Below are 24,286 nucleotides of genomic sequence, written 5' to 3' on the forward strand. Positions count from 1 at the left end.
AGCCTCACGTGCCGGACACACCCGAACAGACCCGTCATACCTATCCCTTCGCCGCCGTGGTCGACCCCGGCGACATGGCGCTCGCCCTGCTGCTGACCACCATCTCGCCCGAGATCGGCGGCGTGCTCGTGCGCGGCGAGAAGGGCACGGCCAAGTCGACCATCGTGCGCGGCCTCGCCGCCGTCCTGCCGCCGCTCGACGACGGCCGCGCCGTCCCGCTCGTCGAGCTGCCCGTGGGTGCCACCGAGGACCGCGTGCTCGGTTCGCTGCACCTCGAGAAGGCGCTCGCCGACGGCGTCGCCGAGTACGAGCCCGGCCTGCTGGTCAAGGCCCACCGCGGACTGCTCTACGTCGACGAGGTCAACCTGCTGCACGACCACCTGGTCGACGTGCTGCTCGACGCCGCCGCCATGGGCCGCTGCACGGTCGAGCGCGACGGCGTCTCGGTCTCGCACGACGCGCGCTTCGTGCTCGTCGGCACCATGAACCCCGAGGAGGGCGAGCTGCGCCCGCAGCTGCTCGACCGGTTCGGCCTCACCGTCGAGGTCGCCGCACCGCGCGACCCGGCCGTGCGCGTCGAGGTGGTGCGCCGGCGCATGGCCTACGACGCCGACCCGGCCGGTTTCGCCGCCCGCTGGGCGGCCGACGAGGAGGCGCTCGCGGGCCGGCTGCTCGCCGCTCGCACGGCCGTCGGCGACGTCGAGCTGTCCGACGCGATGCTGCTCAAGATCGCCGAGGTGTGCGCGGCGTTCGAGGTCGACGGCCTGCGCGCCGACATCGTCACCGCCCGCACCGCCACCGCCCACGCCGCCTGGCACGGACGCACCGAGGTCACCCTCGACGACGTCCGGGTCGCGGCCCGGCTGTCGCTGCCGCACCGGCGCCGTCGCAACCCGTTCGACGCGCCCGGTCTCGACGAGGACCTCCTCGACGAGACGCTGGGCGAGGAGGAGCCCGACCCGCCCGAGCCCGACCCGACCGACCCGGGTGGCGGTGACGGCGGTGACGGCAGTGATGGCGACGGCGGCGACGGCGGATACGACGGGGGCGGGCCCCCCGACACCGGGGACAGCTCCGACGCCGGCGAGGCCGGCCGCGACCCCGTTCCGAGCGGCGCCCCCTCGACCGCCGCCGGGTCGACGACCACGAGCAACGTCGCGGCCGGTCAGCCCTACCGCGCCCGGCTCTTCCAGGTCGCCGGCACCGGTCGCGGCGAGGCCGGCAAACGCAGCCGTGCCGTCACCGACACCGGACGACGCATCGGCTCGCGACCGGGCTCGCGTGGCGCCGTCCACCTGCTCGAGACGATCCGCGCCGCCGCGCCGCACCAGGCCACCCGGGGACGCACCGGCGGCCGGGTGCTCCTGCGTCCGGAGGACCTGCGGGTGGCCGATCGCGAGGGCCGCGAGTCGAACCTGGTCCTGTTCTGCGTCGACGCGTCGGGCTCGATGGCCGCGCGCAAGCGCATGGAGCAGGTGAAGACCGCGATCCTCAGCCTGCTGCTCGACGCCTACCAGCGCCGCGACAAGGTCGGCCTGGTCACCTTCCGCGGCACCGGGGCCGAGGTCGCGCTGCCGCCCACGGGCTCGATCGACGTCGCCGCCCGCCGGCTCGACGACCTGCCCGCCGGCGGCCGCACGCCGCTGGCCGAGGGCCTCGTCGAGGCGTTCAGGGTCGTCGAGCGCGAGCGCGTGCGCGACCCGCGCCGCCGGGCGCTGGTCGTCGTCGTCACCGACGGCCGCGCGACCAGCGGTCGCGACCCCGTCGTCCGCGCCCGTCAGGCCGCAACGGCGCTCGCCGAGGCCGGCGTCGCCTGCCTCGTCGTCGACTGCGAGGCCGGCCCCATGCGGCTCGGCCTGGCGCGCACGCTCGCCGAGCACCTGCGCGCCGAGCACGTCGCCGTCGCCGAGGTCAGCGCCGCCGTGCTGACGTCGGCGGTGCGTGCCGCGTGAGCGCCCCCACCGTCAGCACGGACCTCTACGACGTCATCGAGCGGCGGCGCGACGTCCGCGCCGAGTTCACCGGACATGCTGTCTCCGACGACGTGCTGTCGCGCGTGCTCCGCGCGGCGCACGCGGCACCGAGCGTCGGGCACAGCCAGCCCTGGGACTTCGTCGTCGTGCGCGACCGTTCGACCCGCGAGCGCTTCCAGGAGCACGTCGCCACCGAGCGAGCCGCGTACGCCGACACGCTGCCGCCCGAACGGGCCGAGACGTTCGCGCGCATCAAGGTCGAGGGCGTGCTGGAGTCGTCGCTGGGCGTCGTCGTCACCCACGACCCCGACCGCGGCGGGCCGCAGGTGCTCGGGCGTCACGCCATCGACGACGCCGGCCTCTACTCCACCTGCCTCGCCGTGCAGAACCTGTGGCTCACCGCGACGGCCGAGGGCCTCGGCGTCGGCTGGGTGTCGTTCTACCGCGAGCCGTTCCTGCGCGACCTCCTGGCCATCCCCGAGCGGGTGCGGCCGATCGCCTGGCTCTGCCTCGGCCCGGTGTCGCGCCTGCACGACGTCCCCGACCTCGAACGGCACGGCTGGCGCACCCGCCGGCCGCTCGCCGACGCCGTCCACCACGAGAAGTACGGGAGCCACTGATGCCCCAGGGCAAGCCGCTCGTCGTCCCCGACGACGGGCTCACCACGGCCCAGCGGCGTCGCCTGCCGCTGCTGATGGTCAACACCGGCGACGGCAAGGGCAAGTCCACCGCCGCGTTCGGGCTCGCGATCCGCGCGTGGAACCACGGGTGGGACGTCGGGGTCTTCCAGTTCGTGAAGTCGGCCAAGTGGCGCATCGGCGAGCAGACCGTGCTCGAGCGGCTCGGCGAGCTGCACGCCGAGACCGGCGAGGGCGGGCCGGTCGAGTGGCACAAGATGGGCTCGGGCTGGTCATGGTCGCGCAAGGCCGGCGAGGCCGAGGACCACGCGCGCGACGCCGCCGAGGGCTGGGCCGAGGTCAAGCGCCGCATCGCCGAGGAGCGGCACGACATCTACGTGCTCGACGAGTTCACCTACCCGATGGAGTGGGGCTGGGTCGACGTCGACGACGTCGTCGAGACGCTGCGCGACCGGCCGGGCCGGCAGTACGTCGTGATCACCGGACGCCGTGCCCACCCGAAGCTGGTCGAGGTCGCCGACACCGTCACCGAGATGACGAAGGTCAAGCACCAGATGGACCGCGGGCAGAAGGGACAGGCGGGCATCGAGTGGTGACCACCCCGTTCGGTCGACTCCCCCGGTTCGTGGTCGCGGCGCCGAGCACCGGACAGGGCAAGACCACCGTGGCCACCGGGCTCATGGCGGCCCTGCGCGCGCGCGGACTCGCGGTGTCGGGGCACAAGGTCGGGCCCGACTACATCGACCCCGGCTACCACGCCCTCGCCACCGGCCGGCCCGGCCGCAACCTCGACCCGCACCTCGTCGGCGAGTCGCTCGTCGCTCCCCTGCTGCTGCACGGGGCCCAGGACGCCGAGGTCGCCGTCGTCGAGGGCGTGATGGGCCTGTTCGACGGACGCATCGGCGGCAACGGCTTCTCCTCGACGGCGCACGTCGCCGCGCTCACGCAGACGCCGGTGGTGCTCGTCGTCGACGTCTCACGCTCGTCGCGCACCATCGGCGCGGTGGTGCACGGGCTGGCGACGTACGACCCGTCGGTCACCGTGGCCGGAGTCATCCTCAACCAGGCCGGCTCGCCCCGGCACGCCGCCGAGGTGGCGTCGTCGGTGCGGTTGCCCGTGCTCGGCACCATCCCGCGCGACGCCTCGCTGGCGACGCCGTCACGGCACCTCGGTCTCGTCACCGCGGCGGAGCGGGAGGAGAGCGCCGCTCTCGTCGCGGCTCTCGCCGAGCGGGTCACCGCGTGCGTCGACCTCGACGCCGTCCTCGACGTCGCCCGCAGTGCCTGCGACCTCGACGTCGCGCCGTGGTCGCCCGACGTCGTGAGCCCGCCGTCGCCGGCTCGGCCCGTCGTCGCCGTCGCGGCCGGGCCGGCGTTCACGTTCCGCTACGCCGAGACGACCGAGCTGCTCGAGGCCGCCGGGTGCGACGTCGTGCCGTTCGACCCCACGGCCGACGCCGACCTGCCGGTCGGCACGTCCGGTCTCTACCTCGGCGGCGGCTTCCCCGAGGTGCACGCCGAGGCCCTCGCCGCCAACGCCACGCTGCGCGACCGGGTGCGCTCGGCCGTCGCCGCCGGCGTGCCGACCGTCGCCGAGTGCGGCGGCCTGCTCTACCTGTGCCGCACGCTCGACGGCGCGGCGATGGTGGGCGCGATCGAGGCCGACGCGCGCATGGTCGGCCTCACGCTGCGCTACCCGTCGGTCACGGCGCCCGCCGACAGCCTGCTGGGCCGGGCCGGCGAGGTCGTGACCGGCCACGAGTTCCACCACACCACGGTCGAGCCGGTCACCGGCCTCGCGCCGACCTGGGTCGTCGACGGAGAGGCCGTCGGCTTCGGCAGCGCGAGTCTTCACGCCTCCTACGTGCACACCCACTGGGCCGGTCACCCGCAGCTCGCGCAGCGCTTTGCCGACGCCGTCCACGCCCGGCACGCCGGAGGCACCGGTGGATGACCCGCTGCGACACCACGGCGACGTCGAGGCGACGCCGGGTCTTCTCGACCTGGCGGTCAACGTCTACCCCGACCCGCGACCGGCGTGGCTCGACGACGCCCTGCGGTCGAGCCTCGACGACGTCGCCCGCTACCCCGACCCGTCGGCGGCGACCCGGGCCGTCGCCGTCCACCACGGGGTCGACGCCGACCGCGTGCTCCTGACCGCGGGCGCGGCCGAGGCGTTCTCACTCGTGGCCCGCCGGCCGTGGCGGCGTCCGGTGGTGGTGCACCCGCAGTTCACCGAGCCGCACGCCGCGCTCGAGCAGGCCGGGCACGAGGTCGCCCCGGTCGTGCTGCCCAGACCCTTCGAGCTCGAACCATCGCTCGTGCCCGACGACGCCGACCTCGTCGTCGTCGGCAACCCGACCAACCCGAGCGGCGTCCTGCACCCGCGCGAGGCGTTGCTCGCGCTCCGCCGTCCGGGCCGGCTCGTCGTCGTCGACGAGGCGTTCATGGACACCGTGCCCGGCGAACCGGCGTCGGTGCTCGGCTCCCCCGGCGTCCTGGTGGTCCGCAGCCTCACCAAGCACTGGTCGATCCCCGGCGTGCGGGCCGGCTACGTGGTCGGCGATGCCCCGACGGTGCACGACCTGGCGCGCGCGCAGGTGCCCTGGTCGGTCTCGACGACGGCGATCGCCGCGGCCACCGTGCTCGCCACCCCTGAGGCGCGGGCCGAGGCCGACGTCCGGGCCCGCCGCATCGGCGAGTGGCGCGACCACCTGCAGAAGGGCCTGGCCGACCTGGGCGTCGACCACCTGCCGTCGTCGACCGCCTTCGTCCTCGCCCGGGTCGGCGACGGCGTCCACGCCCGCCTGCGCGAGGCCGGCATCGCCGTCCGCCGAGCCGACACCTTCCCGGGCCTCGACCGGGCCTGGGTGCGCATCGCCGTCCGGCCCCCGGACGTCGTCGATCGGCTGCTCACCGCGCTCGTGGATCTCTGAGCCCTCACGAATCCTTCACCGCTGGTCGAGCCCCCAGGGGCGCCCTCGCTGGTCGAGCCGCCGGGGACGAAGTCACCGGCGAGTCGAGACCCCCGGCCGCCCCCGCACAACCGGAACACCGCGGCCCGGTCGAGACAACCCCACCGAGGTCTCGACTCACCAGGTTCGCTCCGCGAACCTGGGCGGCTCGACCAACAACTGGCCGAGGTTGTCCACAAGACGCGAGCTCGGCCTGGTCCGCGCCCACGCTGCGGCGCAGAGTGCAGCCATGACGGTCAACGCCTGGGTCTACATCCTCGAGTGTGCTGACGGCTCCTTCTACGTCGGCAGCACCGTCGACCTCGAACGGCGTGTCTGGCAGCACCAGGTCGGTGAAGGAGCGACCTACACCAAGCGGCGGGGGCGGCGTCCGGTCGAGCTCGTCTACGTGGAGGAGTTCGAGCAGATCACCGATGCGTTCGCCCGTGAGAAGCAGATCCAGAGGTGGGGCCGCGCCAAGCGCATCGCGCTCATCGATCACCGTTACGACGATCTGCCGGAGCTCGCCGAGCGCTGCTCGACCAGACGAAGACGCAAGCGGCTCGCCGACCTGGACGGCATGAACGACTGAGGTCCCGGTCCAGTCGGGATACCGGCTCCGGGGTCTCGACTCGCCCAGGTTCGCTCCGCGAACCAGGGCGGCTCGACCACCGAGGTGTCCTCGCTGGTCGAGCCGCCGGGGACGAAGTCACCGGCGAGTCGAGACCCTTGCAACCGCCGCACACCTGGACCACCACGGCCCGGTCGAGACAGCCCCACCGGGGTCAGCGTGGCTCGACCAGCGGGGTTCAGCGCGGGTCGACCATGGCACGCAGGGCGACCCCGAGCGGGGCCATGACGTCGTCGAGCACGTCGGCGAGCGAGCGGTCGCCGACGTCCACGCTCCATTGACGGCTCGCGCCGACGGTCGCGCCGAGCACGGCGTAGCCGACGGAGTCGGCGTTGACCGAGGGGACGGCGTCGCCGAGCACCTCGCGCACGTGCGCGGCGATCCGCGTGGCCCAACGCATCATCAGGACGGCGAGCTCGGCCGCGACGGCGGGGTCCTGGTCGATGAGGGCCCACCGGCGGCGCATGAGGTCGCTGGAGGTGCCGATCTCCACGAGCGCCACGTGCACGGCGTGCCGCACCTGGTCGATCACGTCGATCGGGCCGCCGGACGACGCCTCGGCCGAAGCCGTGGCCGAGGCTCGGAGGGCGGCGTCGAGGCGGTCGTAGTTGGCCTCGACGTCCCACCAGACGAGGGCCGGCTTGCTGGCGAAGTAGCGGAAGACAGTGGTGCGACCGACGCCGGCGGCCACGGCGACCTGGTCCATCGTGGTGGCGGCGTAGCCCTGGTCGAGGAACAGCTCGACGGCGGCGACCTGGATGGCGTCGCGCGCGACGACGCGCGGGCGGCCACGGCTGCGGGAGGACTGCTCGAGGGTCACGTGCGGACACTACGCGCGTGGCGGCGGGAGATGCCCTAGGGTGAGCCAGCGAGCCCGAGGAAGCCGGTGTGAATCCGGCACAGTCGCGCTACTGTGACCGACCTTCATCTCCTGAACGGGACGAGGTCGGAAGTCAGACCCGACGGTCCGCCATCCACGACGACAGGGACGCATCATCCCTCAGGAGGACCTCATGGCCCAGACCGCTGCCACGCCCGTCATCGAGACGCCGGCGATCCCGATCCGCGACCTCGGCCCGTGGGCCGTGTTCTTCGGGCTCTTCGCCGCACTCGTCGTGTTCTTCGTGAGCGCGAACCAGGGCGGCATCTCCATCCCCTCGGGCACCGCGGTGCACGAGTGGGTGCACGACGCGCGCCACCTGCTCGGCTACCCCTGCCACTGAGGCCGGACGACGAGATGACCGCCCGCAACTTGCTGGTGCGGGGGCTGCTCGTCGGCCTCCTTGCCGGCTTCGCCGCCTTCCTCGTCGCGCACGAGGTGGGTGAGCCGCACGTCGAGACCGCGATCGCGCTCGAGGAGGCCGACGCCGCGGCCGAGCCCGCCGAGTCTGCCGACACCGACGACGCCGACGAGGGCACCGAGGTGAGCCGCGGCAACCAGCGCACCTGGGGCCTGCTCACCGGCACCCTCGCCGTCGGCACCGTGCTCGGCGGCTTCGTGGCCCTGCTCGCCGCAGCCGCCGTCGGCCGCCTGGGCCGGATGACCGCCGTCCAGTCGACCGCCGCCGTGGCCATCATCGGCTTCGTGGCCTACTCCCTGGTGCCGTTCCTCAAGTACCCCGCGACCCCACCGGCCGTGGGCTCGGGCGACACCATCGGCAGCCGCACGTCCGACTACTTCCTGCTCGTCCTGGTCTCGGTGGTGGCGGCACTCGCCGCCGTCCACCTCGCCCGGACGACGGCCGAACGGCTCGGCGGTCTCGGCGCCTCGCTGGCCGCGATCGCCGGCTACGTCGTCGTCGTGGGCGTCGTGGCGGCGCTGCTGCCCACCGTCAACGAGCTGGGCGACTTCCCGGCCGACACGCTCTGGTCGTTCCGCGTCTCGTCGCTGCTCACGCTCGCCACCATGTGGGCGGTCATCGGTGCCGGCCTCGCGCTCGCCGTCGACCGCCTGGCCAAGGCCGACCGCGCCGCCGCCGCGCGCCGCGAGCTCGCCGCCAGCCTGTGAGCACACCGCTGCGCGCGCCCGACCCCGACGCCCGGCGTGCCGCTGCCCAGCGGCTCGCCGGCCTGGCCGTCCCGGCGGGCGCGCTCGGGCGCCTCGGCGACCTCGGCGTGTGGCTCTCGGCGTGCCAGGGCAGCGTTCCGCCGCGCCCGCTCGACGACGTGCGACTGGCGATCTTCGCCGGCGACCACGGGGTCGCGGCCCACGGCGTCAGCGCCTACCCGGCGGCGATCACCGGCGCGATGGTGGCCACGTTCGAGGCCGGCCGCGCCGGCGTCAGTGCGCTCGCCCGGGCCCACGACGTGCACGTGCGGGTGGTCGACGTCGCCGTCGACGACGACGCCACCGGGCCGTGGAAGGTGCGCCGGGGCTCGCGGCCGATCCACCTCGACGACGCGCTCACCGCCGACGAGCTCGGCCGGGCCTGGGCCGTCGGTGAAGCCGTGGCTCTCGAGGAGATCGAGGCCGGTGCCGACCTGCTCATCTCGGGCGACATGGGCATCGGCAACACCACGCCGGCCGCGGCCCTCGTCGCCGCGTCGCTCGGCCTGCCGGCCCAGGAGGTCGTGGGCCGGGGCACCGGCGTCGACGACGCCGGACTGGCCCGCAAGGCCGAGGTCGTCGACCAGGCGCTGCGGCGCGTCGGCGACGGCCCAGGAGGCACCGACGACCCGATGCGTTGCCTGGCCGCGCTCGGCAGCGCCGACCTCGCGGCGGCGGCCGCCTTCCAGGTCACCGCGGCCCGGCACGGCGTCCCGGTGCTGCTCGACGGGCTGATGGCCGTGGCCTGCGCCCTGGTCGCCGACCGCATTCAGCCCGGCGTCGCTGCGTGGTTTGCGGCCGGTCACCGCTCCACCGAGCCGGCCCAGTCGCTCGCGCTCGAGAAGCTCGGCCTCGAGCCCGTGCTCGACCTCGGCCTGCGGCTCGGCGAGGGGAGCGGCGCCGTCGCCGCCGTGCCGGTGCTGCGCAGCGCGGTGGCCCTGCTGCGCGACGTCGCCCTGCTGGCCGACCTGCTGCCACCCGGGTGAGTCGTGCGTGACGCCTGGCGGCTGTCCGTCGGCACGCTGACCGCGATCCGCGTCGACCCGCCGACCGCGGTGACGCCGGCGACGGCTCGCGGGGCGATGCTCCTGGCGCCTGTCGCCGTCCTGCCGCTGGGGGTGCTCGTCGCGCTCGTGCTGTGGGCCGGCGACGCCGCGGACGCACCGCCGCTGGCCGTCGGACTGCTGGCCGTGGCGGTCGTCGCCCTCGGCACCCGCGCCCTGCACTGGGACGGCGTCTCCGACGTCGCCGACGGGCTCACGGCGTCGTACGACCCCGAACGATCTCTGGCGGTCATGAAGACCGGCACGTCGGGCCCGGCGGGCACGCTCGCGGTCGTCCTCGTCGTCGGCCTGCAGGCCGCCGCGTTCGCGGCCCTGCTCGACGACCCGCTCGTCGCCGGGGCCGCGGTATGCCTGTCGCGGTGCGCCCTCTGGATCGTGTGCGCGCGTCCGGTGCCGCCGGCCCGGTCCGGCGGGCTGGGCGGGTCGTTCACCCGCACCGTGCCGGTGCCGGCCGCCGTCGTCGGGGGGCTGCTCACCGGCGTGCTGCCGGCGCTGGTCGTGCTGGTGCTCATAGCGAGGTGCGTGCGCCGGTTCGGCGGCGTGACCGGCGACGTCATGGGTGCCGCGATCGAGGCCTGTCTCGCGACGATGCTGCTGGGGCTGGCGTGCGCGCTCTAGAGCACGAGCACGCGGCCGGCGACCACGAGGTGCACCTCGTCGCAGGCCTCGGCGAAGCGCTGGTTGACCGTGCCGAGCAGGTCGCGGAAGACCCGTCCCGAGCGGTGCTCCGGCACGATGCCGAGCCCGACCTCGTTGGTCACCAGCACGACGTCGTGGCCCATGGCGGCGATCGCCGTCCCGACCAGGTCGAGCACCCGGCCGGTGAGCTCGTCGACCGGGGCGTCCCAGCCCTCGAGGTCGTCGATCACCGCGGTGAGCCAGGTGCCGAGGCAGTCGACGATCACCGGCGGCTCGACGGTGAGGGCCGTGGCCAGGTCGTGCGTCTCGGCCGTCGTCCAGGCCTCCGGACGACGCTCCTGGTGCGCCCGCACCCGCGCGGCCCAGTCGTCGTCGTCACGCGTCGGGCCGGGAGCCACGTAGACCACCGGCAACGCGGCGTCGAGCAACGACTCGGCGTGGCGCGACTTGCCGGAGCGCACGCCCCCGGTGACCAGGACCCTCATCGATGAACCGCTCCCTCGGACTCGTGCTCGGCTTCGCCGCCGACCGTGTGCTGGCCGACCCGGCGCGCTGGCACCCGGTCGCGGGCTTCGGCACGCTCGCCGCCGCCCTCGAGCGACGAACCTACGCCGACGACCGGGCTCACGGCGCCGGGCACGTGGCGCTGCTCGTCGGCGGCGCCGCCGCGGTCGGTGCCCTGCTCCCCCGCGGCACCCTGACGACGGTCGTCGCGACCTGGGCCGTGCTCGGGGGGACGACGCTCGACCGCGAGGCGGCCGCCGTGGGCGCCTACCTCGACGTCGGCGACCTGCCCGGCGCGCGGCAACAGGTGGCGCGGCTGGTCGGACGACGCACCGACGACCTCGACGAGGCGGGCGTGGCCCGGGCGGTGATCGAGTCGGTGGCCGAGAACACCTCCGACGCCGTCGTCGCGCCGCTCGTGTGGGGCGCCGTCGCGGGCGTGCCGGGCCTGCTCGCCTACCGCGCCGCCAACACCCTCGACGCCATGGTCGGGCACCGCAGCCCACGGTACGAGCGGTTCGGCTGGGCCGCGGCCCGGCTCGACGACGTGCTCAACGTGCCGGGCGCCCGGCTGACCGCGCTGCTCGCGACGCTGCTCGGCGGCGACGCCCGCGCGAGCGTGCGGGCCTGGCGCCGCGACGCCGGCGGCCACCCGAGCCCCAACGCCGGCCCCGTGGAGGCGACGTTCGCCGGCGCCCTCGGCATCCGGCTGGGTGGCACCAACGACTACGCGGGCCGGGTCGAGCACCGTGCCGTGCTCGGCGACGGCCGCGCACCCGCGGCTCACGACGTCGCGCGGGCGCGTGCGCTGGCCCGCCGTGTGCAGGTGGCCTCGCTCGTCACGCTGCTCCCCCTCGCACCCACCGTCGCGCGTCGTCGACGTCGTCGACGAGGCTGACCCCGGCGGGCGGCGCGGGCCGTCGGACGACGACCACGGCGATGCCGAGCTCGGCCGCGGCGTCGAGCTTCGGCCGGGTGTGGTCGCCCCCGGAGTCCTTGGTGACCAGCACGTCGGCGCGGTGCCCGGCGAGGAGCGCTCGTTCGCCGTCGAGGTGGTACGGACCGCGGTCGAGCAGGACCCGCCAGGTCTGCGGGACCTCGACGTCGGGCGGGTCGACCACGCGAGCCAGCACCGTATGTCGGACAAGGGGTCCGACGAAGTGGCCGAGCGCCTGCCGACCGGTGGTGAGCACCGGCCGCTCCCCCAGCCGGGCCGCCTCGGCGGCGGCCTCGGTGTGGTCGTCGGCCCAGTGCCAGCCGCCGGGATCCGTCCACCCCGGGCGTGCCAGCCGGATCATCGGGACGTCGATGCTCGCGGCGTTGGCCGAGATCGTCGCCGCGAACGGGTGCGTGGCGTCGACGACGGCGTCGAAGTCGCGCGCGTAGGCCGCGAGCGCCGCCGCACCACCGAACCCGCCGACGCGCGTCTCGCCCTCGGGCAGGCGGGGGCGGGCCACGCGGCCCGCCAGGGACGTGACGACCTCGTCGCCGTCGGCGACCAGCAGGGCCGCCAGCGCCCGGGCCTCGGCGGTGCCCCCCAGGATGAGCACCCTCATCGGGCGAGCTCCAGCAGGGCGTCGACGTCGAGGTGCTCCTCGACGAGGTCGCCGAGCAGGTCGAGGCGTCGCTCACGGGCCGCCGGGAACGACGCGCGGCTCGGCACGTCGAGGGCGCTGCGCAGGAAGGCGTCGCGGTTGGCGTCGTCCTCGAGGGCGCCGTGCACCATCGTGCCGGTGACCATGCCGCGGCCGCGTTCGCCGTCGAACCGGCCGTGGTGGATCTCGTAGCCGGCCGGTTCGTGCAGACGCAGCACCTTCTCGGCGACGAACGTCGTGGTGGCGTCGAGCAGGCCGAGGCCGGGCACGGTCTGCGCGCCGCCCTCGACCCCGTCGGGGTCGGCGATCTCGCGACCGAGCATCTGGCACCCACCGCAGATGCCGAGCACCGGGCGACCGGCACGGGCGTGGGCGAGCACGGCGGCGTCGAGACCGCGCTCGCGCAGCCAGGCCAGGTCGGCGATCGTCGCCCGGGTGCCGGGCAGCACCACGAGGTCGGCGTCGGAGATCCCGGCCGGGGTGCTGGCGAACACGACGTCGAGGTCGGGCTCGAGGCCGAGGGCGTCGACGTCGGTGAAGTTGCTGATGCGGGGGAACCGGACGACGGCGACGCGCCTGGTCGCCGTGGTGGAGGCAACCCGGCGGCCCTCGAGATCGAGCGCGTCCTCGCTGTCGAGCCAGAGGTCGGGGTGCCACGGGAGCACCCCGAAGACGCGGCGGTCGGTGCGTCGCTCGATCTCGTCGAGCCCGGGCCGCAGCAGGCCGAGGTCGCCACGGAACTTGTTGACCACGAACCCGGCGACGAGCCGCTGGTCGGCGTCGTCGAGGAGACCGAGGGTGCCGTAGAACGCGGCGAACACGCCACCGCGGTCGATGTCGCCGACGACGACCGTCGGCAGGCCGGCGTGCTGCGCGAGCCCCATGTTCACGTAGTCGCTGCTGCGCAGGTTGATCTCGGCCGGGCTGCCCGCGCCCTCGGCGACCACGACGTCGTAGCGCGCCGCGAGGTCGTCGTAGGCCGCGTGTGCCGCGACGGCGAGGTGGCGGCGTCCGTCGACGAAGTCGGTGGCGTGCACCTCGCCCGCCGGGTGACCCATCACGACGACGTGGCTGCGCCGATCGCTGCCGGGCTTGAGCAGCACCGGGTTCATCGCCGGCTCGGGCGTGGCCCGTGCCGCCAGCGCCTGGATCCACTGGGCGCGGCCGATCTCGGCGCCGCGGCCGTCGGCGTCGAGCACGACCATCGAGTTGTTGCTCATGTTCTGCGCCTTGTAGGGCGCGACCCGGACCCCGCGTCGGGCGAGCGCGCGGCACAGGCCGGTCGTGACCACCGACTTGCCGGCGTCGGACGTCGTCCCCGCGACGAGGAGGCCGCTCACCGCACGCGCCGTCGGGGGAAGACGTGGCCCGCCAGGTCGTCGGGCACCGGGCCACCCACGGCGACCCAGTCGACGACGGCCCGCGTGGCGTCGTCGCCGTGGACGTCGCCGAGCCAGGTGTCGACGGGACGGCGCCCGAGCGTGAAGTCACGCACCAGCACGACGTTGCTGCGGTCGCACTCGTCGAGGCACTCGACGACCCGCACCCGCACGCCCCCGCCGGCGGTCGCCTCCAGGCTCGTGCGCTGGGCGTCGTGGTCGGTGGCCGGGTGCTTCGAGGTCGAACCGCAGCAGCAGTCGCGACAGACCATGACGTCGCGGTCGGGCCGGGTCACGTGGTGCCCTCCGGGCGACGGAGCAGGAAGATGTCCATCACCCATCCGGCGGCGTCCCTGGCCCGTTCGCGAGCCGCCTCGATCTCCGCCACGACGTCGGCGACACGGCCGGCGACCAGCTCCTCGGAGCCGGTGCCGAGGTTGCCGCCCCACCAGATCTGCCAGTCGTCGAGGCCGTCGAGGTCGATGACCCGGTTGAGCATCACGACGAGGTTGTCCTGGCCGCCGTCGATCGCCTCGCGCAGCCGGCGTCCGGTGGTCACGTGCAGGGCCTGGCCGACCTCGTGCAGCACGAGCCGGTGACGGGCGGCGAGCAGCTGCACGCTGGAGATGCCCGGGACGACGTCGAGGTCGAAGGCGACCCGGCCCCGGGCCGCGACCCGCTCGAGGATGCGGATCGTCGAGTCGTAGAACGCCGGGTCGCCCCAGACCAGGAAGCCGGCGTCACCGTCGTGCGCGAGCAGCGCCTCCTCGTAGGCCAACGACCGGGCGTCGTGCCAGGCCTCGACCGCGGCGGCGTACTGCTCGTCGGTGCCGGTGCGCTCGGGACGTCGCTCGCGCACGGGGTCCTCGATGCGGACGACGAGCGGCTCGTAGCCGAGGTGGCGGTCGAGCAGCCGTCCGCGCGCCTCGACGAGCGGGTCGGGCATGCCGCCCCGCGGCGACTTGTCGGAGACGACGAAGAACGCGACGCTGCGCATCGCGTGGAGCGCCTCGACGGTGACCTGGTCGGGGTCACCCGGGCCGACCCCGATGACCCGGACCCGCTCAGCCACGGTCTTCGAGGTCGCCCTCGAGCTCGAGGTAGACCTGCTGCATCTCGGCGAGCACGTCGGCGTCGGGCTCGGCCCACAGTCCACGGTCGATGGCCTCGTGCAGCTTCTCGACGATGCCCCGCAGCGCCCACGGGTTGGAGGTCTTCATGAACTCCTGGTTGGCCTCGTCGAGCACGTACTCCTTGGCCAGCGACTCGTACATCCAGTCGTGGACGACGCCCGCGGTCGCGTCGAAGCCGAACAGGTAGTCGACCGTGGCGGCGAGTTCGAAGGCGCCCTTGTAGCCGTGGCGCTGCATGGCGCCGATCCAGCGCGGGTTGACCACCCGGGCGCGGAAGACGCGGTTGGTCTCCTCCTGCAGCGTGCGGGTGCGCACGGCGTCGGGCGTGGTCGAGTCGCCGACGTAGGCCTTGGGGTCGGCGCCGGTGAGCGCCCGCACCGTGGCCACCATGCCGCCGTGGTACTGGTAGTAGTCGTCGCTGTCGGCGATGTCGTGCTCGCGGGTGTCGATGTTCTTGGCCGCGACCTTGATGCGCTTGTAGTTGGTGCGCATGTCGTCGGCGGCCGGCACGCCGTCGAGCTGGCGGCCGTAGGCGAAGCCGCCCCAGGTCGTGTAGACCTCGGCGAGGTCCTTGTCGTCCTTCCACGTGCCCGACTCGATGAGCTGCAGGATGCCGGCCCCGTAGGAGCCGGGCTTCGAGCCGAAGATGCGGGTGGTCGCCCGGCGCTCGTCGCCGTGCTCGGCGAGGTCGGCCCGGGTGTGGGCGCGCACGAAGTTCTGCTCGTCCGGCTCGTCGAGCGCGGCCACCAGCCGGACGGCGTCGTCGAGCATCGCCACGACGTGCGGGAACGCGTCGCGGAAGAAACCCGAGATGCGCACCGTGACGTCGACGCGGGGGCGACCGAGCTCGTCGAGCGGGATGACGTGCAGGTCGTTGACCCGGCGGGAGGCGGCGTCCCAGACCGGACGGACGCCGAGCAGCGCCAGCACCTCGGCGACGTCGTCGCCACTGGTGCGCATCGCACTGGTTCCCCAGACAGACAGTCCGACGGACTGCGGGTAGGTGCCGGTCTCGTCGAGGTACTTGGTCAGCAGCGACTCGGCCATCGCCTCGCCGGTCTGCCAGGCCAGGCGCGACGGGATGGCGCGCGGGTCGACGGTGTAGAAGTTGCGACCGGTCGGCAGCACGTTGACCAGGCCGCGCAGCGGCGAGCCGCTCGGCCCGGCCGGCACGAAGCCGCCGTCGAGGGCGTGCAGCACCGCGTCGAGCTCGTCGGTCGTGCGGGCCAGGCGGGGCACGACCTGCGTGGCGGCGAAGGTGAGCACCTCCTGCACGACCGGGTCGTCGTGCGCGGTGGCGGCGGCCGACAGCGCCCAGCCGGCGTCGTCCATATGCTGCACCAGGGCGCGGGCGCGCTGCTCGATCTCGTCGACGGCGCTCGTGGCCTCGGCGTTCTCCTTGAGCCCGAGGGCCGAGCGGAGGCCGGGCACGTGCGACTGGCCGCCGAAGACCTGGGCGGCCCGCAGAATGGCGAGCACGAGGTTGACCCGCGCCTCGCCGTCCGGGGCCTGGCCGAGCACGTGGAGACCGTCGCGGATCTGGGCGTCCTTGATCTCGCACAGCCAGCCGTCGACGTGCATGATGAAGTCGTCGAAGTCGTCGTCGTCGGGCTGCTCGTCGAGGCCGAGGTCGCGGTGCATCTCGGCCGAGCGCATCAGCGTCCAGATCTCGCCGCGGATGGCCGGCAGCTTGGCGGGGTCCATCGCGGCGATGTTGGCGTACTCGTCGAGCAGCTGCTCGAGGCGGGCGATGTCGCCGTACGACTCGGCCCGCGCCATCGGGGGGATGAGGTGGTCGACGATGACGGCGTGCGCGCGGCGCTTGGCCTGCGCGCCCTCACCGGGATCGTTGACCAGGAACGGGTAGACCAGCGGCAGGTCGGCGATAGTCTGGTCGGTGGCGCACGACGCCGACAACGCGGCGTTCTTGCCCGGCAGCCACTCCATCGAGCCGTGCTTGCCGAGGTGCACGACAGCGTGTGCGCCGAAACCGTGGCGCACCCAGCGGTAGGCGGCCAGGTAGTGGTGGGTGACCGCGAGGTCGGGGTCGTGGTAGATCGCGATGGGGTTCTCACCGAAGCCGCGCGGCGGCTGGATGAGCAGCACGATGTTGCCGGCCTGGATGGTGGCGAGCACGATCTCGCCGGCGTCGTTGACGAACAGGTTGCCCGGGGCCGGTCCCCACGCCTCCTCGACGTCGCTCTTCAGGTCGGCCGGCAGGTCCGCCGTCCAGGCCTCGTAGTCGGCTTTGGTGATGCGCACGTGGGCGTCGGTGAGCTGGGCGCTGGTCAGCCACTCCTCGTCCTGGCCACCGGCGTCGATGAGCGCGTGGATGAGAGCGTCGCCGGCCTGGGTGTCGTCGTCCATCTCGAGGCCGGGGATGGCGCCCTCGGGGCCGAGGTCGTAGCCGGCGTCGCGCATGCGGCGCAGCAGTCGGATGGTCGAGACGGGCGTGTCGAGGCCGACGGCGTTGCCGACGCGGCTGTGCTTGGTCGGGTAGGCCGACAGCATCAGCGCGACCTTGCGCTCGGCGACCGGCGTGTGCCGCAGACGGGCGTGGTTGACGGCGATGCGGGCCACGCGGTCGCACCGCTCGGCGTCGGCGACGTAGCGCGGCAGGCCGTCCTCGTCGATCTCCTTGAACGAGAACGGCGCCGTGATGATGCGCCCGTCGAACTCGGGGATGGCGATCTGGGTGGCGGAGTCCATCGGCGTGACGCCGTCGTCGCTCTCCTCCCACTCCGCGCGGCTCGAGGTGAGGCAGAGCCCCTGCAGCACGGGGATGTCGAGGGCGGCCATGCGCTCGACGTCCCACGCCTCGTCGTCGCCACCCGCGCTGGCGCCGGCTGGGGTGCTGCCGCCGGCGGCGAGCACCGTGACGACGAGCGCGTCGAGCGAGCCGAGCGCCGCGTACAGCTCGTCGGGCGCCGAGCGCAACGACCCCGCGAACACCGGCACGCCGACCGCCTCGCCCGTCGCGTCGACGGCGTCGGCCAGCGCGTGCGCGAACGCGGCGTTGCCGGACATCTCGTGCGCGCGGTAGTACAGGACGCCGACCCGCGGCAAGCCGTCGTCGGCCTTCTCGGTCATGCCCCACTGCGGCACGGCGGCCGGTGCCTCGAACCCCTCGCCGGTCAGCAGCACGGTGTCGGAGAGGAACGCGTGCAGCTGGCGCAGGTTCTCGGGCCCGCCCTCGGCCAGGTAGCCGTGCGCCTCGACGGCCACGCCCATCGGCACCGACGACATCTCCATCAGCTCCGCGCTCGGCTGCTGCTCGCCGCCGAGCACCACGACCGGCATGCCGGTGTCGCGGATGCGCCGGAACCCCGAGCACAGGTCGTCGGGCGAGCCGAGGATGCGACCCACGACCAGGTCGCAGCCAGCCAGCGTGTCGGCCATGGACTGGTGCCCGGGTCGCGCCGGGTTGGCCCACACGTAGTCGGCGCCCAGCGCGTTGGCCGCGCGGGCAGAGAGCAGGTCGGTGTCGGACGTCGACAGCAGAGCGATACGCATCAGGTGGTTCTCCTCGGGGTTCGCGCCCCTGGGTGACGAAGGTGTCGGCGGAGAGTCCCGTGGCCAGTGTCTGGCTGACCGGTCTGGCTGACGACCGGCACACAGTGGCGGAACCGCCCCGGACTCGCACCGGGTTCCTGCGCCACGAGAATCGTTGGCGAGTCTAGGGGTTGGTCGGCGCGTTCTGGTTGGTGAGGTCGTTCGCTCTTGTCACGTGCCTGCTGTGCGTGGTCGGGTTGGCCGCGCGCGGTAGCACGCCGCGTCTCGGCCTCAAGGACCAATTCGTTCGTCTCGCTGTCTCGGGGATGCGGGGATTGGTCCTTGACCCCGAGCCTCTCGCGGCGTGCTGGTCCGGCGCGTGCGGTGGCGCCTCCGCAAGCTCCGGCGCACCGCCCGCCAAATGCGCGGCCAGTTCCTGGGGGATGGGTTGGATGGCGATCGAGATTGTATCGAGCATGCGTTCGAATTTGTGGTATCATGGCCTATGGCCACCTCGACCCGCACCAGCAGCGATCCGCTGTTGCTTGCCGTGCGTGGGCGTCGCCTCGCTGAGGCTGACGCACAGGTCGAGACGCTGAAGTCCGTGCTGGCGTGGGCCGAACGGAACGAGGCCACCTCGGACGAGGTCGTCGTGTTGCTGCAGTCGGTCGAGCGTCCGTTGCACCTGGCCGGCCCGGGTGCGCCCGCGGTGCCGCAGTACGCCGCGCTCGACCTCGCCCTGTCACTCGGGATGTCGACCGACGCCGGGCTGACCTACCTCGGTCGGGCGCTCGAGCTGCGTCACCGGCTCCCGCGCCTGTACCTGCGGGTGGTCAAGCACGAGGTCGCGCTGTGGCGGGCGTTCAAGATCGCCGACGCGACCATGAGCCTGTCCGAAGCGGCGGCCTGGCACGTCGACCGGTTCATCGCACCGGTGGCGGATCGGTGCTCGTTCGCCCAGCTCGACCGGACCGTCGACGCCGCCCGCGCCGAGCACGACCCCGCCGAGGCTGAGGCCCGACGCCTCGCGGCGCTCGAGGACCGACGCGTCACCGTGTACCTGGCCGGTGCGACCACCGACGGCACCGTCGACGTCATCGCCACCCTCGACACCGCGGACGCGATCGACCTCGAACACGCCCTGCGCGACGGCGCGCAGAGCCTCGCCGACCTCGGGTCGACCGAGACGCTCGACGTCCGTCGGTCGCAGGCGCTGGGCGTGATGGCCCGTACCCAGTTGTCGTTGGACCTCGAGACCAGCGGCACCGGGCGTGGGGTCACGATCTACGCCCACCTCGACGCCACCCAGCCCGACCTGCCCGGTCTGCTCGACTACACCCAGACCCCGCTCCTCGTCGAGCAGGTCCGCTCCTGGTGCGAGACCGCCGGCACGAAGGTCACCGTGAAGCCCGTCATCGACCTCGCCGAACCCCTCGAGACACCCGCCTACCGACCCTCCGATGCGATCCGCGAGAGGGTCACGCTCCGCGACCGGTGCTGCGTCTTCCCCGACTGCAGCAGGCGGCGTACCGACCTCGACCACATCGTCCCGTGGGAGTCCGGCGGCATCACCGCGACCTGGAACCTCGCCCTGCTCTGCCGACGCCACCACCGCGCCAAGACCCACGGCCGGTGGTCGTACCGGATGGTCGAACCCGGCCTCTACGCCTGGACCAGCCCCACCGGCGTCGAGAAGACCGTCGACCGACGTCCACCACCCGGCACCCGAGCCCGCCGACATCCCTGGCCGCCCCACCAGCCCGCCGTCCACCCCGACCGCGGGCTACCGGCACGCCCGGGGCATCGATCGCCAGCACTCAAGAGCCGTGGCGCCCTCGTCGCCGGAGCCGATGAACAAGCCCAGGCCCGGGCGACGCACCGCCCGCTGGCAAACCCGAGCCCCGACCGGGCCGGCCCACGACACTCCCCGCGCGCGGCACGGAAGAGGACCTCACGGCAGCGGCGCCACCCCACGCGCCGCAGGCGCGCACGCCGATCCGCACTCGCCGTCAGTCGAGCGGGCGGTCGTGGTGCGCGATCAGCTCCTCGACGAGGGCGACGGCGTCGGGCAGCACCGAGCCCGGCTGGACGACGCGGGTGGTCGGTCCTCCGGCGAGCATCAGGAGCCCGACGCGCTCGCCGACGGGTGGGAGGAGGTTGAGGTCGGCGACGAACGACTCGTCGTCCTCGGAGACGACGGTGACGTGCTCGGCGTAGACGTCGGCCGCCCAGCGGGCCTCCTGGGCGAGCTCGAGGCGCACCCGGGTGGTGGCGCGCTGCTCGAAGAGGCGTGCGTCGAGGTGCGAGGGCGGCACGAAGGTGTCGTCGAGCGGCGTGACGTCACGGACCTGGGCGAGCAGGTAGGTGCGCAGGTTGCCCTCCGGGCCGACCGGACCGGCGTCGAGCTCCCAGCCCCGGTGGGTCTGCACGAGTCGCAACGGCTCGACGTCGCGCTCGATGACGCCGTCGCGCCACGCGCGGGAGTAGAGCAGCCGCACGCGGCGGCGCTCGGCGCGGGCCTGCTCGAGCGGGGCGAGGAACTGGTGTCGGTCGGGCACGCGCGGTGCGGCGATCTCCTCGCCGTACATCGTGCGGGCGATGACGCCGAGCGCGGCGGCGAGGTCGTCGTCGCGTTCGACGTCGAGCAGGGCCGTGCCGGCGGTGTAGATCACCGCGAGGTCACCGGCCGACAGGTGCTCGACCCCGAGGCCCGACGCGTCGTCGGTGACGACGCGGACGACGACGTCGGCCTCGCGGTCGCCGTCGCCGCCCCCGGGCTGCACGAGCTCGACCCGCGAGCGCCGGAAGATCTGGAACGACCACCCCCACGACTCGAGGTCGAGATAGGTCGTCAGGTCCTCGCGCAGCGTCGCGGCGTCGGTGCCGAAGCGGGCGGCGAGGTCGCCGAGCGAGACCCCGTCGGGGTAGGTGGAGGCGAGCGCGAGCAGCTCGGGGATGCGCGCGACGCGCTGCACGAACTTCGGCGCGGCCATCAGGCACCCGCCTCGCCGACGAGGGCGCGCAGCTCGGCGAGCAGCTCGGCCCGGAAGTCGTCGGGCTCGCGGACGACGACCCGCGTGCCGAGCACGTAGAGCCGGGAGCGGAACGCCGCCCGGTTGGTGACGGTGTAGACGAGGTCGACCCACCCGTCGCCGGGCCGCGCGGCGTCGGGCGCCTGCAGCCACCGCTCGACGTCGGGCACGTAGTCGGCCGGCGTCCGGACGACGACCCGGGTCGGCTCGTCGACCTCCCACTGCAGCGGGTGCAGGGTGAGCGGCACCGCCTGCGGGACGGCGGCGGCGGTGCCGGGACGGTCGAGCACGACGTCGCTCATGCGGTTGACGGCGAAGTGCTTGACGACGTCGCCGGCGTCCTCGAGGGCGGTGAGGTACCAGTGGTGGTCCTGGAAGCGGACCGCGGCGGGGCTCGCCACCCGCGCGGTGCCCTTGTAGGAGAACCGCACGAGGCAGGCGAGCCGGACGGCCTGGAGCACCTGCGAGAGCTGCGTGTCGGGCACGCGCGGGAGCACGTGCGTGCCCACGCCCTCGGGCAGGCTCGCCTCGCGGACGCCGAGGCTGGTGGCGAGGTCGGACCGCTCGGTCATGATCACCGCCCGCTGCAGCGCGCCGAGCTGGGTGGCGGTGAGGCTCAGCCGGAGCCGGTTGTCGCCGGTGACCATGCGGTAGCGGGCGCTCTCGCCGACGCCGGCCAGGTTGTCGATCTGCCAGCCCTGCTCACGCAGGTGCCGCAGGTCCTTCGCGAGCTGGGTGCCGGGGTCGGCGTCGCCGTAGTCGGCGACCTCGATCAGCTTCTCGCGCGTCGCACCCTGCGACCCGGCCTGGTCGAGCACGGCCATGATGCGCACGAGCCGCTGCATCGGGCGCAGCTGGTCGCGTCCTGCAGGTGGCATGCCCCTACCTCATCACGTCACGCCGGACGGGCCGCGCCGATGGGCGCCGTGTCTGCTCGCGTGTTGCCGCGATCGTAGGGTCGGGGCCGTGACCGACAGCGCCGACGACCGCCTCCTGCTCGTCGTCGACGCCCCGTCGCTGGTGCACCGCAACTACCACGCCCGCTCGGGCAGCGACCTGCGCGACCGCAGCGGCCGGCCCGTCTGGGCACTGCACGGCATGGTGCGTCAGGTGGTCGAGGCGATCGACCGGTTCGCCCCCGACCGCGCCGTGTTCGGCTTCGACGACCGCACCACGTCGATCCGCGAGACCACCTACCCCGACTACAAGGCCGGTCGCGCCGAGAAGGAGCCCGAGCTGGTCGACCAGCTCGACCGGGCCGCGGCGATGCTCGACGCTCTCGGCCTGCACACCGTCACGCCACCCGGCCTCGAGGCCGACGACGTCAGCGCGTCGGCCGCCACCTGGGCCGAGGCGCGCGGCTGGCAGTGCGTCATCGTCACCTCCGACCGCGACTCGTTCGGGCACCTGTCCGCCTCGACCCGGGTGCTGCGGCTGATCGACGGCGGCATCCACGGCTCACCCCTGCTCGACCCGCGCAAGCTGCACACGATGTACGGCGTCGAGGCCGAGCACTACCTCGACTACGCGGCCCTGCGCGGCGACGCCAGCGACAACCTGCCCGGCGTCGCCGGCATCGGCAAGAAGTCGGCGGGGCTGCTCCTCGCCGCGATGGGCTCCATGGCAGAGGTCTGGGCCGACATCGACCACGCCGGTGGCGCCAACCTGGTCGCCGCCGTCGACTCGCTCTCGCTCGAGGCCGGTGGACGCCGGGTGGGCGCCGGGGTGCTGAAGCGGCTCACCGCTCCCGAGGCCCGCCAGCAGTTCGAGTTCAACCGGGCGATGATGACCGGCCGCGACGACGTCGACCTGGGCCTCGACGCCGACGACCCGCGCTCGCCCGGCGGATTTCCGCTCGACGCCGCCACCGTGACACGCGTCGTCGGCTACCTCGGTGTGGTCGCGACCACCGACCTCGCCGTGCGGGTCCTGGCCGGCAGCCACTGATCCGAAGGGACGGGTTCAGGCGCGGTGGGAGCCGCCGGTCTGCTGCTCGTCGTCGGTCACCGGCGCACCCGACCCGGTCTTCATGGCCGGTCCGGTGATCGGCCGGTAGTCGGGCGCCTGGGTGTCGACCCGGGGGTCGAGGTCGTCGGCCTGCCGGACGACGTCCTCCTGCTCGGCCTCGGCCCGGGCGAGGTCGCGGTGGGCCTCGACGGCGGTCTGCTCGGCCTGGGCGGCTCGGGCTCGCGCCTGCTCGGCGTCGGCCTCGGCGTCGCGCGCCCGGGCCGAGGCGGCGGCGACGTCGGGCGTGTGCTCGGCGGCGCGGCCGCGCAGCTCCTCGGCCTGCGCCAGGCGGCGCTCGTCGCCGTGCTGGTCGCGGCGGCGCAGCACGAGGACCACGACGGCGGCCAGCACCACCACGGCGACGACACCGACGACGACCCACCCCACGGCGTCCATGTCAGTGCTCCGCCGGCTCGGGCGTCGGAGGCGCCGGCTTGGTCTGCGGGTCGGCCATCGGCGCGTCGGGGTCGAGGCTGGGCACGACGTCGGGGTGCTCGTCCGGCGACGCGGGCTGCGGGTCCTCGGGGGGCGAGATGCTCATCCGACCACCGTGCCGCGCCCGCTGCGGCCGGACGACACCCCGGCAGGTGGGATCAGAAGACGATGCGTCCGGCGCAGACCTCGGCCCGGCCGTTGCCCGCCGCCCGGGTCGCCCGGAACACGACGGCGTCCTGGCCCGCGCGGTTGCGGATCTTGCGCTCGACCGAGAAGGAGCCGCTGCGCCCCGCGGTGCGAGCGGTGCCGCGGGCGACGGCGTCGCCGTTGTCGCTGATCACCCAGGCGAACCGCTGACCGGTCCGGTTGGAGTCGACCTCGCCCTCGACCTCGAGGCGACCGTCGTCGGTCTTGACCTTCAGCTTCCAGGTCGCCGAACCGGGCCCGGAGCAGGTGCCGCGCCGGATGACGCGGTCGTCATCGCGGCCCCCACCGTTGTCGCCGCCGTTGTCGTCGCCCGCCTCGTGGGTGGCACCGTGGTGACCGTTGTCGTCGGGGCCGTCGTCGGCGCCGTGCGAGGCCATGGCCGGGCCGGCGCTCAGCGCGCCGCCGAGCACGCACGCGGCGGCGAGGGTGAGGACGGGAGTGGTGCGTCGAAGCATGGTGACCTCCGTGGGTCGAGCCGTTTGGTTGATGGCTCAACGATCCGTCTCGGAGGTGCCGGTCGAGTAGATGGTCGATGGTCCTAGTACCCGCGGTGGCC

At 74.0% G+C, this 24,286-nt stretch carries 24 protein-coding genes, 1 pseudogene and 1 riboswitch; of the genes and pseudogenes, 13 read left to right on the forward strand and 12 right to left on the reverse strand.

The window, feature by feature from the left end; genetic code table 11:
- The first annotated feature begins 56 nt into the window (after positions 1-56).
- The 6 genes from ABFT23_RS17545 (at position 57) to ABFT23_RS17565 (ending at position 6,157) form a co-directional block, all read left to right on the forward strand.
- On the forward strand, positions 57-1,952 hold the full coding sequence (locus tag ABFT23_RS17545) for a VWA domain-containing protein (protein WP_347897494.1): 1,896 nt from the start codon (positions 57-59) through the stop codon (positions 1,950-1,952).
- The gene (bluB, locus tag ABFT23_RS17550) at positions 1,949-2,593 is read left to right on the forward strand and encodes a 5,6-dimethylbenzimidazole synthase (protein ID WP_347897496.1); all 645 of its coding nucleotides are present in this window, start codon (positions 1,949-1,951) and stop codon (positions 2,591-2,593) included. Before ABFT23_RS17545 ends, bluB begins: the two co-directional genes overlap by 4 nt.
- The gene (gene cobO, locus ABFT23_RS17555) at positions 2,593-3,207 is read left to right on the forward strand and encodes a cob(I)yrinic acid a,c-diamide adenosyltransferase (protein WP_347897498.1); all 615 of its coding nucleotides are present in this window, start codon (positions 2,593-2,595) and stop codon (positions 3,205-3,207) included. The genes bluB and cobO overlap by 1 nt, the downstream gene beginning before the upstream one ends.
- Positions 3,204-4,565, forward strand: a complete 1,362-nt coding sequence (locus ABFT23_RS22595) for a cobyrinate a,c-diamide synthase (protein ID WP_457623655.1) — start codon at positions 3,204-3,206, stop codon at positions 4,563-4,565. Before cobO ends, ABFT23_RS22595 begins: the two co-directional genes overlap by 4 nt.
- Complete coding sequence (gene cobC / locus ABFT23_RS22600) at positions 4,558-5,547, forward strand: Rv2231c family pyridoxal phosphate-dependent protein CobC (protein ID WP_457623656.1); 990 nt, start codon at positions 4,558-4,560, stop codon at positions 5,545-5,547. The genes ABFT23_RS22595 and cobC overlap by 8 nt, the downstream gene beginning before the upstream one ends.
- A 268-nt stretch (positions 5,548-5,815) precedes the next feature.
- Entirely contained in the window at positions 5,816-6,157 is a 342-nt protein-coding gene (locus ABFT23_RS17565) for a GIY-YIG nuclease family protein (RefSeq protein WP_347897500.1), read from the forward strand.
- Positions 6,158-6,374: 217 nt separating this feature from the next.
- Here ABFT23_RS17565 and ABFT23_RS17570 read toward each other — a convergent pair whose 3' ends face one another.
- Positions 6,375-7,016 (reverse strand): TetR/AcrR family transcriptional regulator, encoded by a 642-nt coding sequence (locus ABFT23_RS17570; protein ID WP_347897502.1) that lies wholly within the window; start codon positions 7,014-7,016, stop codon positions 6,375-6,377.
- A 193-nt stretch (positions 7,017-7,209) separates the two neighbouring features.
- On the opposite strand from ABFT23_RS17570, the gene ABFT23_RS17575 reads away from it, so the two are divergent.
- Genes ABFT23_RS17575 through ABFT23_RS17590 form a run of 4 tightly spaced genes read left to right on the forward strand, consistent with a single transcriptional unit; the run spans position 7,210 to position 9,925 of the window.
- Positions 7,210-7,419 (forward strand): CbtB domain-containing protein, encoded by a 210-nt coding sequence (locus ABFT23_RS17575; protein WP_347897504.1) that lies wholly within the window; start codon positions 7,210-7,212, stop codon positions 7,417-7,419.
- Positions 7,420-7,433: 14 nt separating this feature from the next.
- Positions 7,434-8,204: a CbtA family protein gene (locus tag ABFT23_RS17580; protein WP_347897506.1), complete on the forward strand. Its 771-nt coding sequence runs from the start codon at positions 7,434-7,436 to the stop codon at positions 8,202-8,204.
- Positions 8,201-9,229 (forward strand): nicotinate-nucleotide--dimethylbenzimidazole phosphoribosyltransferase, encoded by a 1,029-nt coding sequence (gene cobT, locus ABFT23_RS17585; protein ID WP_347897508.1) that lies wholly within the window; start codon positions 8,201-8,203, stop codon positions 9,227-9,229. The genes ABFT23_RS17580 and cobT overlap by 4 nt, the downstream gene beginning before the upstream one ends.
- A 3-nt stretch (positions 9,230-9,232) precedes the next feature.
- Positions 9,233-9,925: an adenosylcobinamide-GDP ribazoletransferase gene (locus tag ABFT23_RS17590; RefSeq protein ID WP_347897510.1), complete on the forward strand. Its 693-nt coding sequence runs from the start codon at positions 9,233-9,235 to the stop codon at positions 9,923-9,925.
- Here ABFT23_RS17590 and ABFT23_RS17595 read toward each other — a convergent pair.
- A complete protein-coding gene (locus ABFT23_RS17595; RefSeq protein ID WP_347897512.1) occupies positions 9,922-10,431 on the reverse strand; it encodes a bifunctional adenosylcobinamide kinase/adenosylcobinamide-phosphate guanylyltransferase in 510 nt (169 codons plus the stop codon). The two genes, ABFT23_RS17590 and ABFT23_RS17595, sit on opposite strands and share 4 nt — an antisense overlap.
- Positions 10,432-10,433: 2 nt before the next feature.
- Here ABFT23_RS17595 and ABFT23_RS17600 point away from each other — a divergent pair, with 2 nt between their 5' ends.
- Entirely contained in the window at positions 10,434-11,348 is a 915-nt protein-coding gene (locus tag ABFT23_RS17600) for a cobalamin biosynthesis protein (RefSeq protein WP_347897514.1), read from the forward strand.
- Here ABFT23_RS17600 and ABFT23_RS17605 read toward each other — a convergent pair.
- Genes ABFT23_RS17605 through cobN form a run of 5 tightly spaced genes read right to left on the reverse strand, consistent with a single transcriptional unit; the run spans position 11,290 to position 18,070 of the window.
- A complete protein-coding gene (locus ABFT23_RS17605; RefSeq protein ID WP_347897516.1) occupies positions 11,290-12,006 on the reverse strand; it encodes a cobalt-precorrin-6A reductase in 717 nt (238 codons plus the stop codon). The genes ABFT23_RS17600 and ABFT23_RS17605 overlap by 59 nt on opposite strands.
- The gene (locus tag ABFT23_RS17610) at positions 12,003-13,385 is read right to left on the reverse strand and encodes a cobyric acid synthase (RefSeq protein WP_347897518.1); all 1,383 of its coding nucleotides are present in this window, start codon (positions 13,383-13,385) and stop codon (positions 12,003-12,005) included. The genes ABFT23_RS17605 and ABFT23_RS17610 overlap by 4 nt, the downstream gene beginning before the upstream one ends.
- Positions 13,382-13,720, reverse strand: coding sequence for a (2Fe-2S) ferredoxin domain-containing protein (locus tag ABFT23_RS17615; protein WP_347897520.1), 339 nt, complete (start codon positions 13,718-13,720; stop codon positions 13,382-13,384). Before ABFT23_RS17615 ends, ABFT23_RS17610 begins: the two co-directional genes overlap by 4 nt.
- On the reverse strand, positions 13,717-14,496 hold the full coding sequence (gene cobF, locus ABFT23_RS17620) for a precorrin-6A synthase (deacetylating) (RefSeq protein ID WP_347897522.1): 780 nt from the start codon (positions 14,494-14,496) through the stop codon (positions 13,717-13,719). The genes ABFT23_RS17615 and cobF overlap by 4 nt, the downstream gene beginning before the upstream one ends.
- Positions 14,489-18,070: a cobaltochelatase subunit CobN gene (cobN, locus tag ABFT23_RS17625; RefSeq protein WP_347897524.1), complete on the reverse strand. Its 3,582-nt coding sequence runs from the start codon at positions 18,068-18,070 to the stop codon at positions 14,489-14,491. The genes cobF and cobN overlap by 8 nt, the downstream gene beginning before the upstream one ends.
- Before the next feature lie 44 nt (positions 18,071-18,114).
- A riboswitch (cobalamin riboswitch) is annotated at positions 18,115-18,232 on the reverse strand.
- Between the two features lie 322 nt (positions 18,233-18,554).
- Between cobN and ABFT23_RS17630 the strand changes: the two genes are divergently transcribed.
- Positions 18,555-20,210, forward strand: coding sequence for an HNH endonuclease signature motif containing protein (locus tag ABFT23_RS17630; RefSeq protein WP_347897526.1), 1,656 nt, complete (start codon positions 18,555-18,557; stop codon positions 20,208-20,210).
- Positions 20,211-20,394: 184 nt separating this feature from the next.
- Here ABFT23_RS17630 and ABFT23_RS17635 read toward each other — a convergent pair.
- Both ABFT23_RS17635 and ABFT23_RS17640 read right to left on the reverse strand, forming a co-directional pair.
- A pseudogene (locus tag ABFT23_RS17635) lies at positions 20,395-21,042 on the reverse strand (WYL domain-containing protein); the annotation flags it as partial.
- Positions 21,042-21,959 carry a helix-turn-helix transcriptional regulator gene (locus tag ABFT23_RS17640; protein ID WP_347897528.1) on the reverse strand — a complete coding sequence of 306 codons (918 nt, stop codon included), beginning with the start codon at positions 21,957-21,959 and terminating at the stop codon, positions 21,042-21,044. The pseudogene ABFT23_RS17635 and the gene ABFT23_RS17640, both read right to left, overlap by 1 nt.
- 88 nt (positions 21,960-22,047) lie before the next feature.
- Between ABFT23_RS17640 and ABFT23_RS17645 the strand changes: the two genes are divergently transcribed.
- Positions 22,048-23,028: a 5'-3' exonuclease gene (locus ABFT23_RS17645; RefSeq protein ID WP_347897530.1), complete on the forward strand. Its 981-nt coding sequence runs from the start codon at positions 22,048-22,050 to the stop codon at positions 23,026-23,028.
- A gap of 15 nt (positions 23,029-23,043) precedes the next feature.
- Here ABFT23_RS17645 and ABFT23_RS17650 read toward each other — a convergent pair whose 3' ends face one another.
- From ABFT23_RS17650 to ABFT23_RS17660, 3 genes are read right to left on the reverse strand one after another with little or no spacing between them, the layout of a single operon-like run.
- On the reverse strand, positions 23,044-23,484 hold the full coding sequence (locus ABFT23_RS17650; protein WP_347897532.1) for a hypothetical protein: 441 nt from the start codon (positions 23,482-23,484) through the stop codon (positions 23,044-23,046).
- Between the two features lies 1 nt (position 23,485).
- The gene (locus ABFT23_RS17655; RefSeq protein ID WP_347897534.1) at positions 23,486-23,629 is read right to left on the reverse strand and encodes a hypothetical protein; all 144 of its coding nucleotides are present in this window, start codon (positions 23,627-23,629) and stop codon (positions 23,486-23,488) included.
- Positions 23,630-23,681: 52 nt separating this feature from the next.
- Positions 23,682-24,185, reverse strand: a complete 504-nt coding sequence (locus ABFT23_RS17660; protein WP_347897536.1) for a hypothetical protein — start codon at positions 24,183-24,185, stop codon at positions 23,682-23,684.
- Between the last annotated feature and the right edge of the window lie 101 nt (positions 24,186-24,286).

The organism is Nocardioides secundeburneus (assembly GCF_039939255.1).
Lineage (GTDB): Bacteria > Actinomycetota > Actinomycetes > Propionibacteriales > Nocardioidaceae > Nocardioides.

Coding starts and splice junctions, on each gene's coding strand:
- ABFT23_RS17650 (WP_347897532.1), bottom strand. CDS start 23,484: ATGGACGCCGTGGGGTGGGTCGTCGTCGGTGTCGTCGCCGTGGTGGTG.
- ABFT23_RS17595 (WP_347897512.1), bottom strand. CDS start 10,431: ATGAGGGTCCTGGTCACCGGGGGCGTGCGCTCCGGCAAGTCGCGCCAC.
- ABFT23_RS17630 (WP_347897526.1), top strand. CDS start 18,555: ATGGCCACCTCGACCCGCACCAGCAGCGATCCGCTGTTGCTTGCCGTG.
- ABFT23_RS17565 (WP_347897500.1), top strand. CDS start 5,816: ATGACGGTCAACGCCTGGGTCTACATCCTCGAGTGTGCTGACGGCTCC.
- cobN (WP_347897524.1), bottom strand. CDS start 18,070: ATGCGTATCGCTCTGCTGTCGACGTCCGACACCGACCTGCTCTCTGCC.
- ABFT23_RS17580 (WP_347897506.1), top strand. CDS start 7,434: ATGACCGCCCGCAACTTGCTGGTGCGGGGGCTGCTCGTCGGCCTCCTT.
- ABFT23_RS17605 (WP_347897516.1), bottom strand. CDS start 12,006: ATGAGGGTGCTCATCCTGGGGGGCACCGCCGAGGCCCGGGCGCTGGCG.
- ABFT23_RS17575 (WP_347897504.1), top strand. CDS start 7,210: ATGGCCCAGACCGCTGCCACGCCCGTCATCGAGACGCCGGCGATCCCG.
- ABFT23_RS17600 (WP_347897514.1), top strand. CDS start 10,434: ATGAACCGCTCCCTCGGACTCGTGCTCGGCTTCGCCGCCGACCGTGTG.
- ABFT23_RS17660 (WP_347897536.1), bottom strand. CDS start 24,185: ATGCTTCGACGCACCACTCCCGTCCTCACCCTCGCCGCCGCGTGCGTG.
- ABFT23_RS17640 (WP_347897528.1), bottom strand. CDS start 21,959: ATGCCACCTGCAGGACGCGACCAGCTGCGCCCGATGCAGCGGCTCGTG.
- cobO (WP_347897498.1), top strand. CDS start 2,593: ATGCCCCAGGGCAAGCCGCTCGTCGTCCCCGACGACGGGCTCACCACG.
- ABFT23_RS17655 (WP_347897534.1), bottom strand. CDS start 23,629: ATGAGCATCTCGCCCCCCGAGGACCCGCAGCCCGCGTCGCCGGACGAG.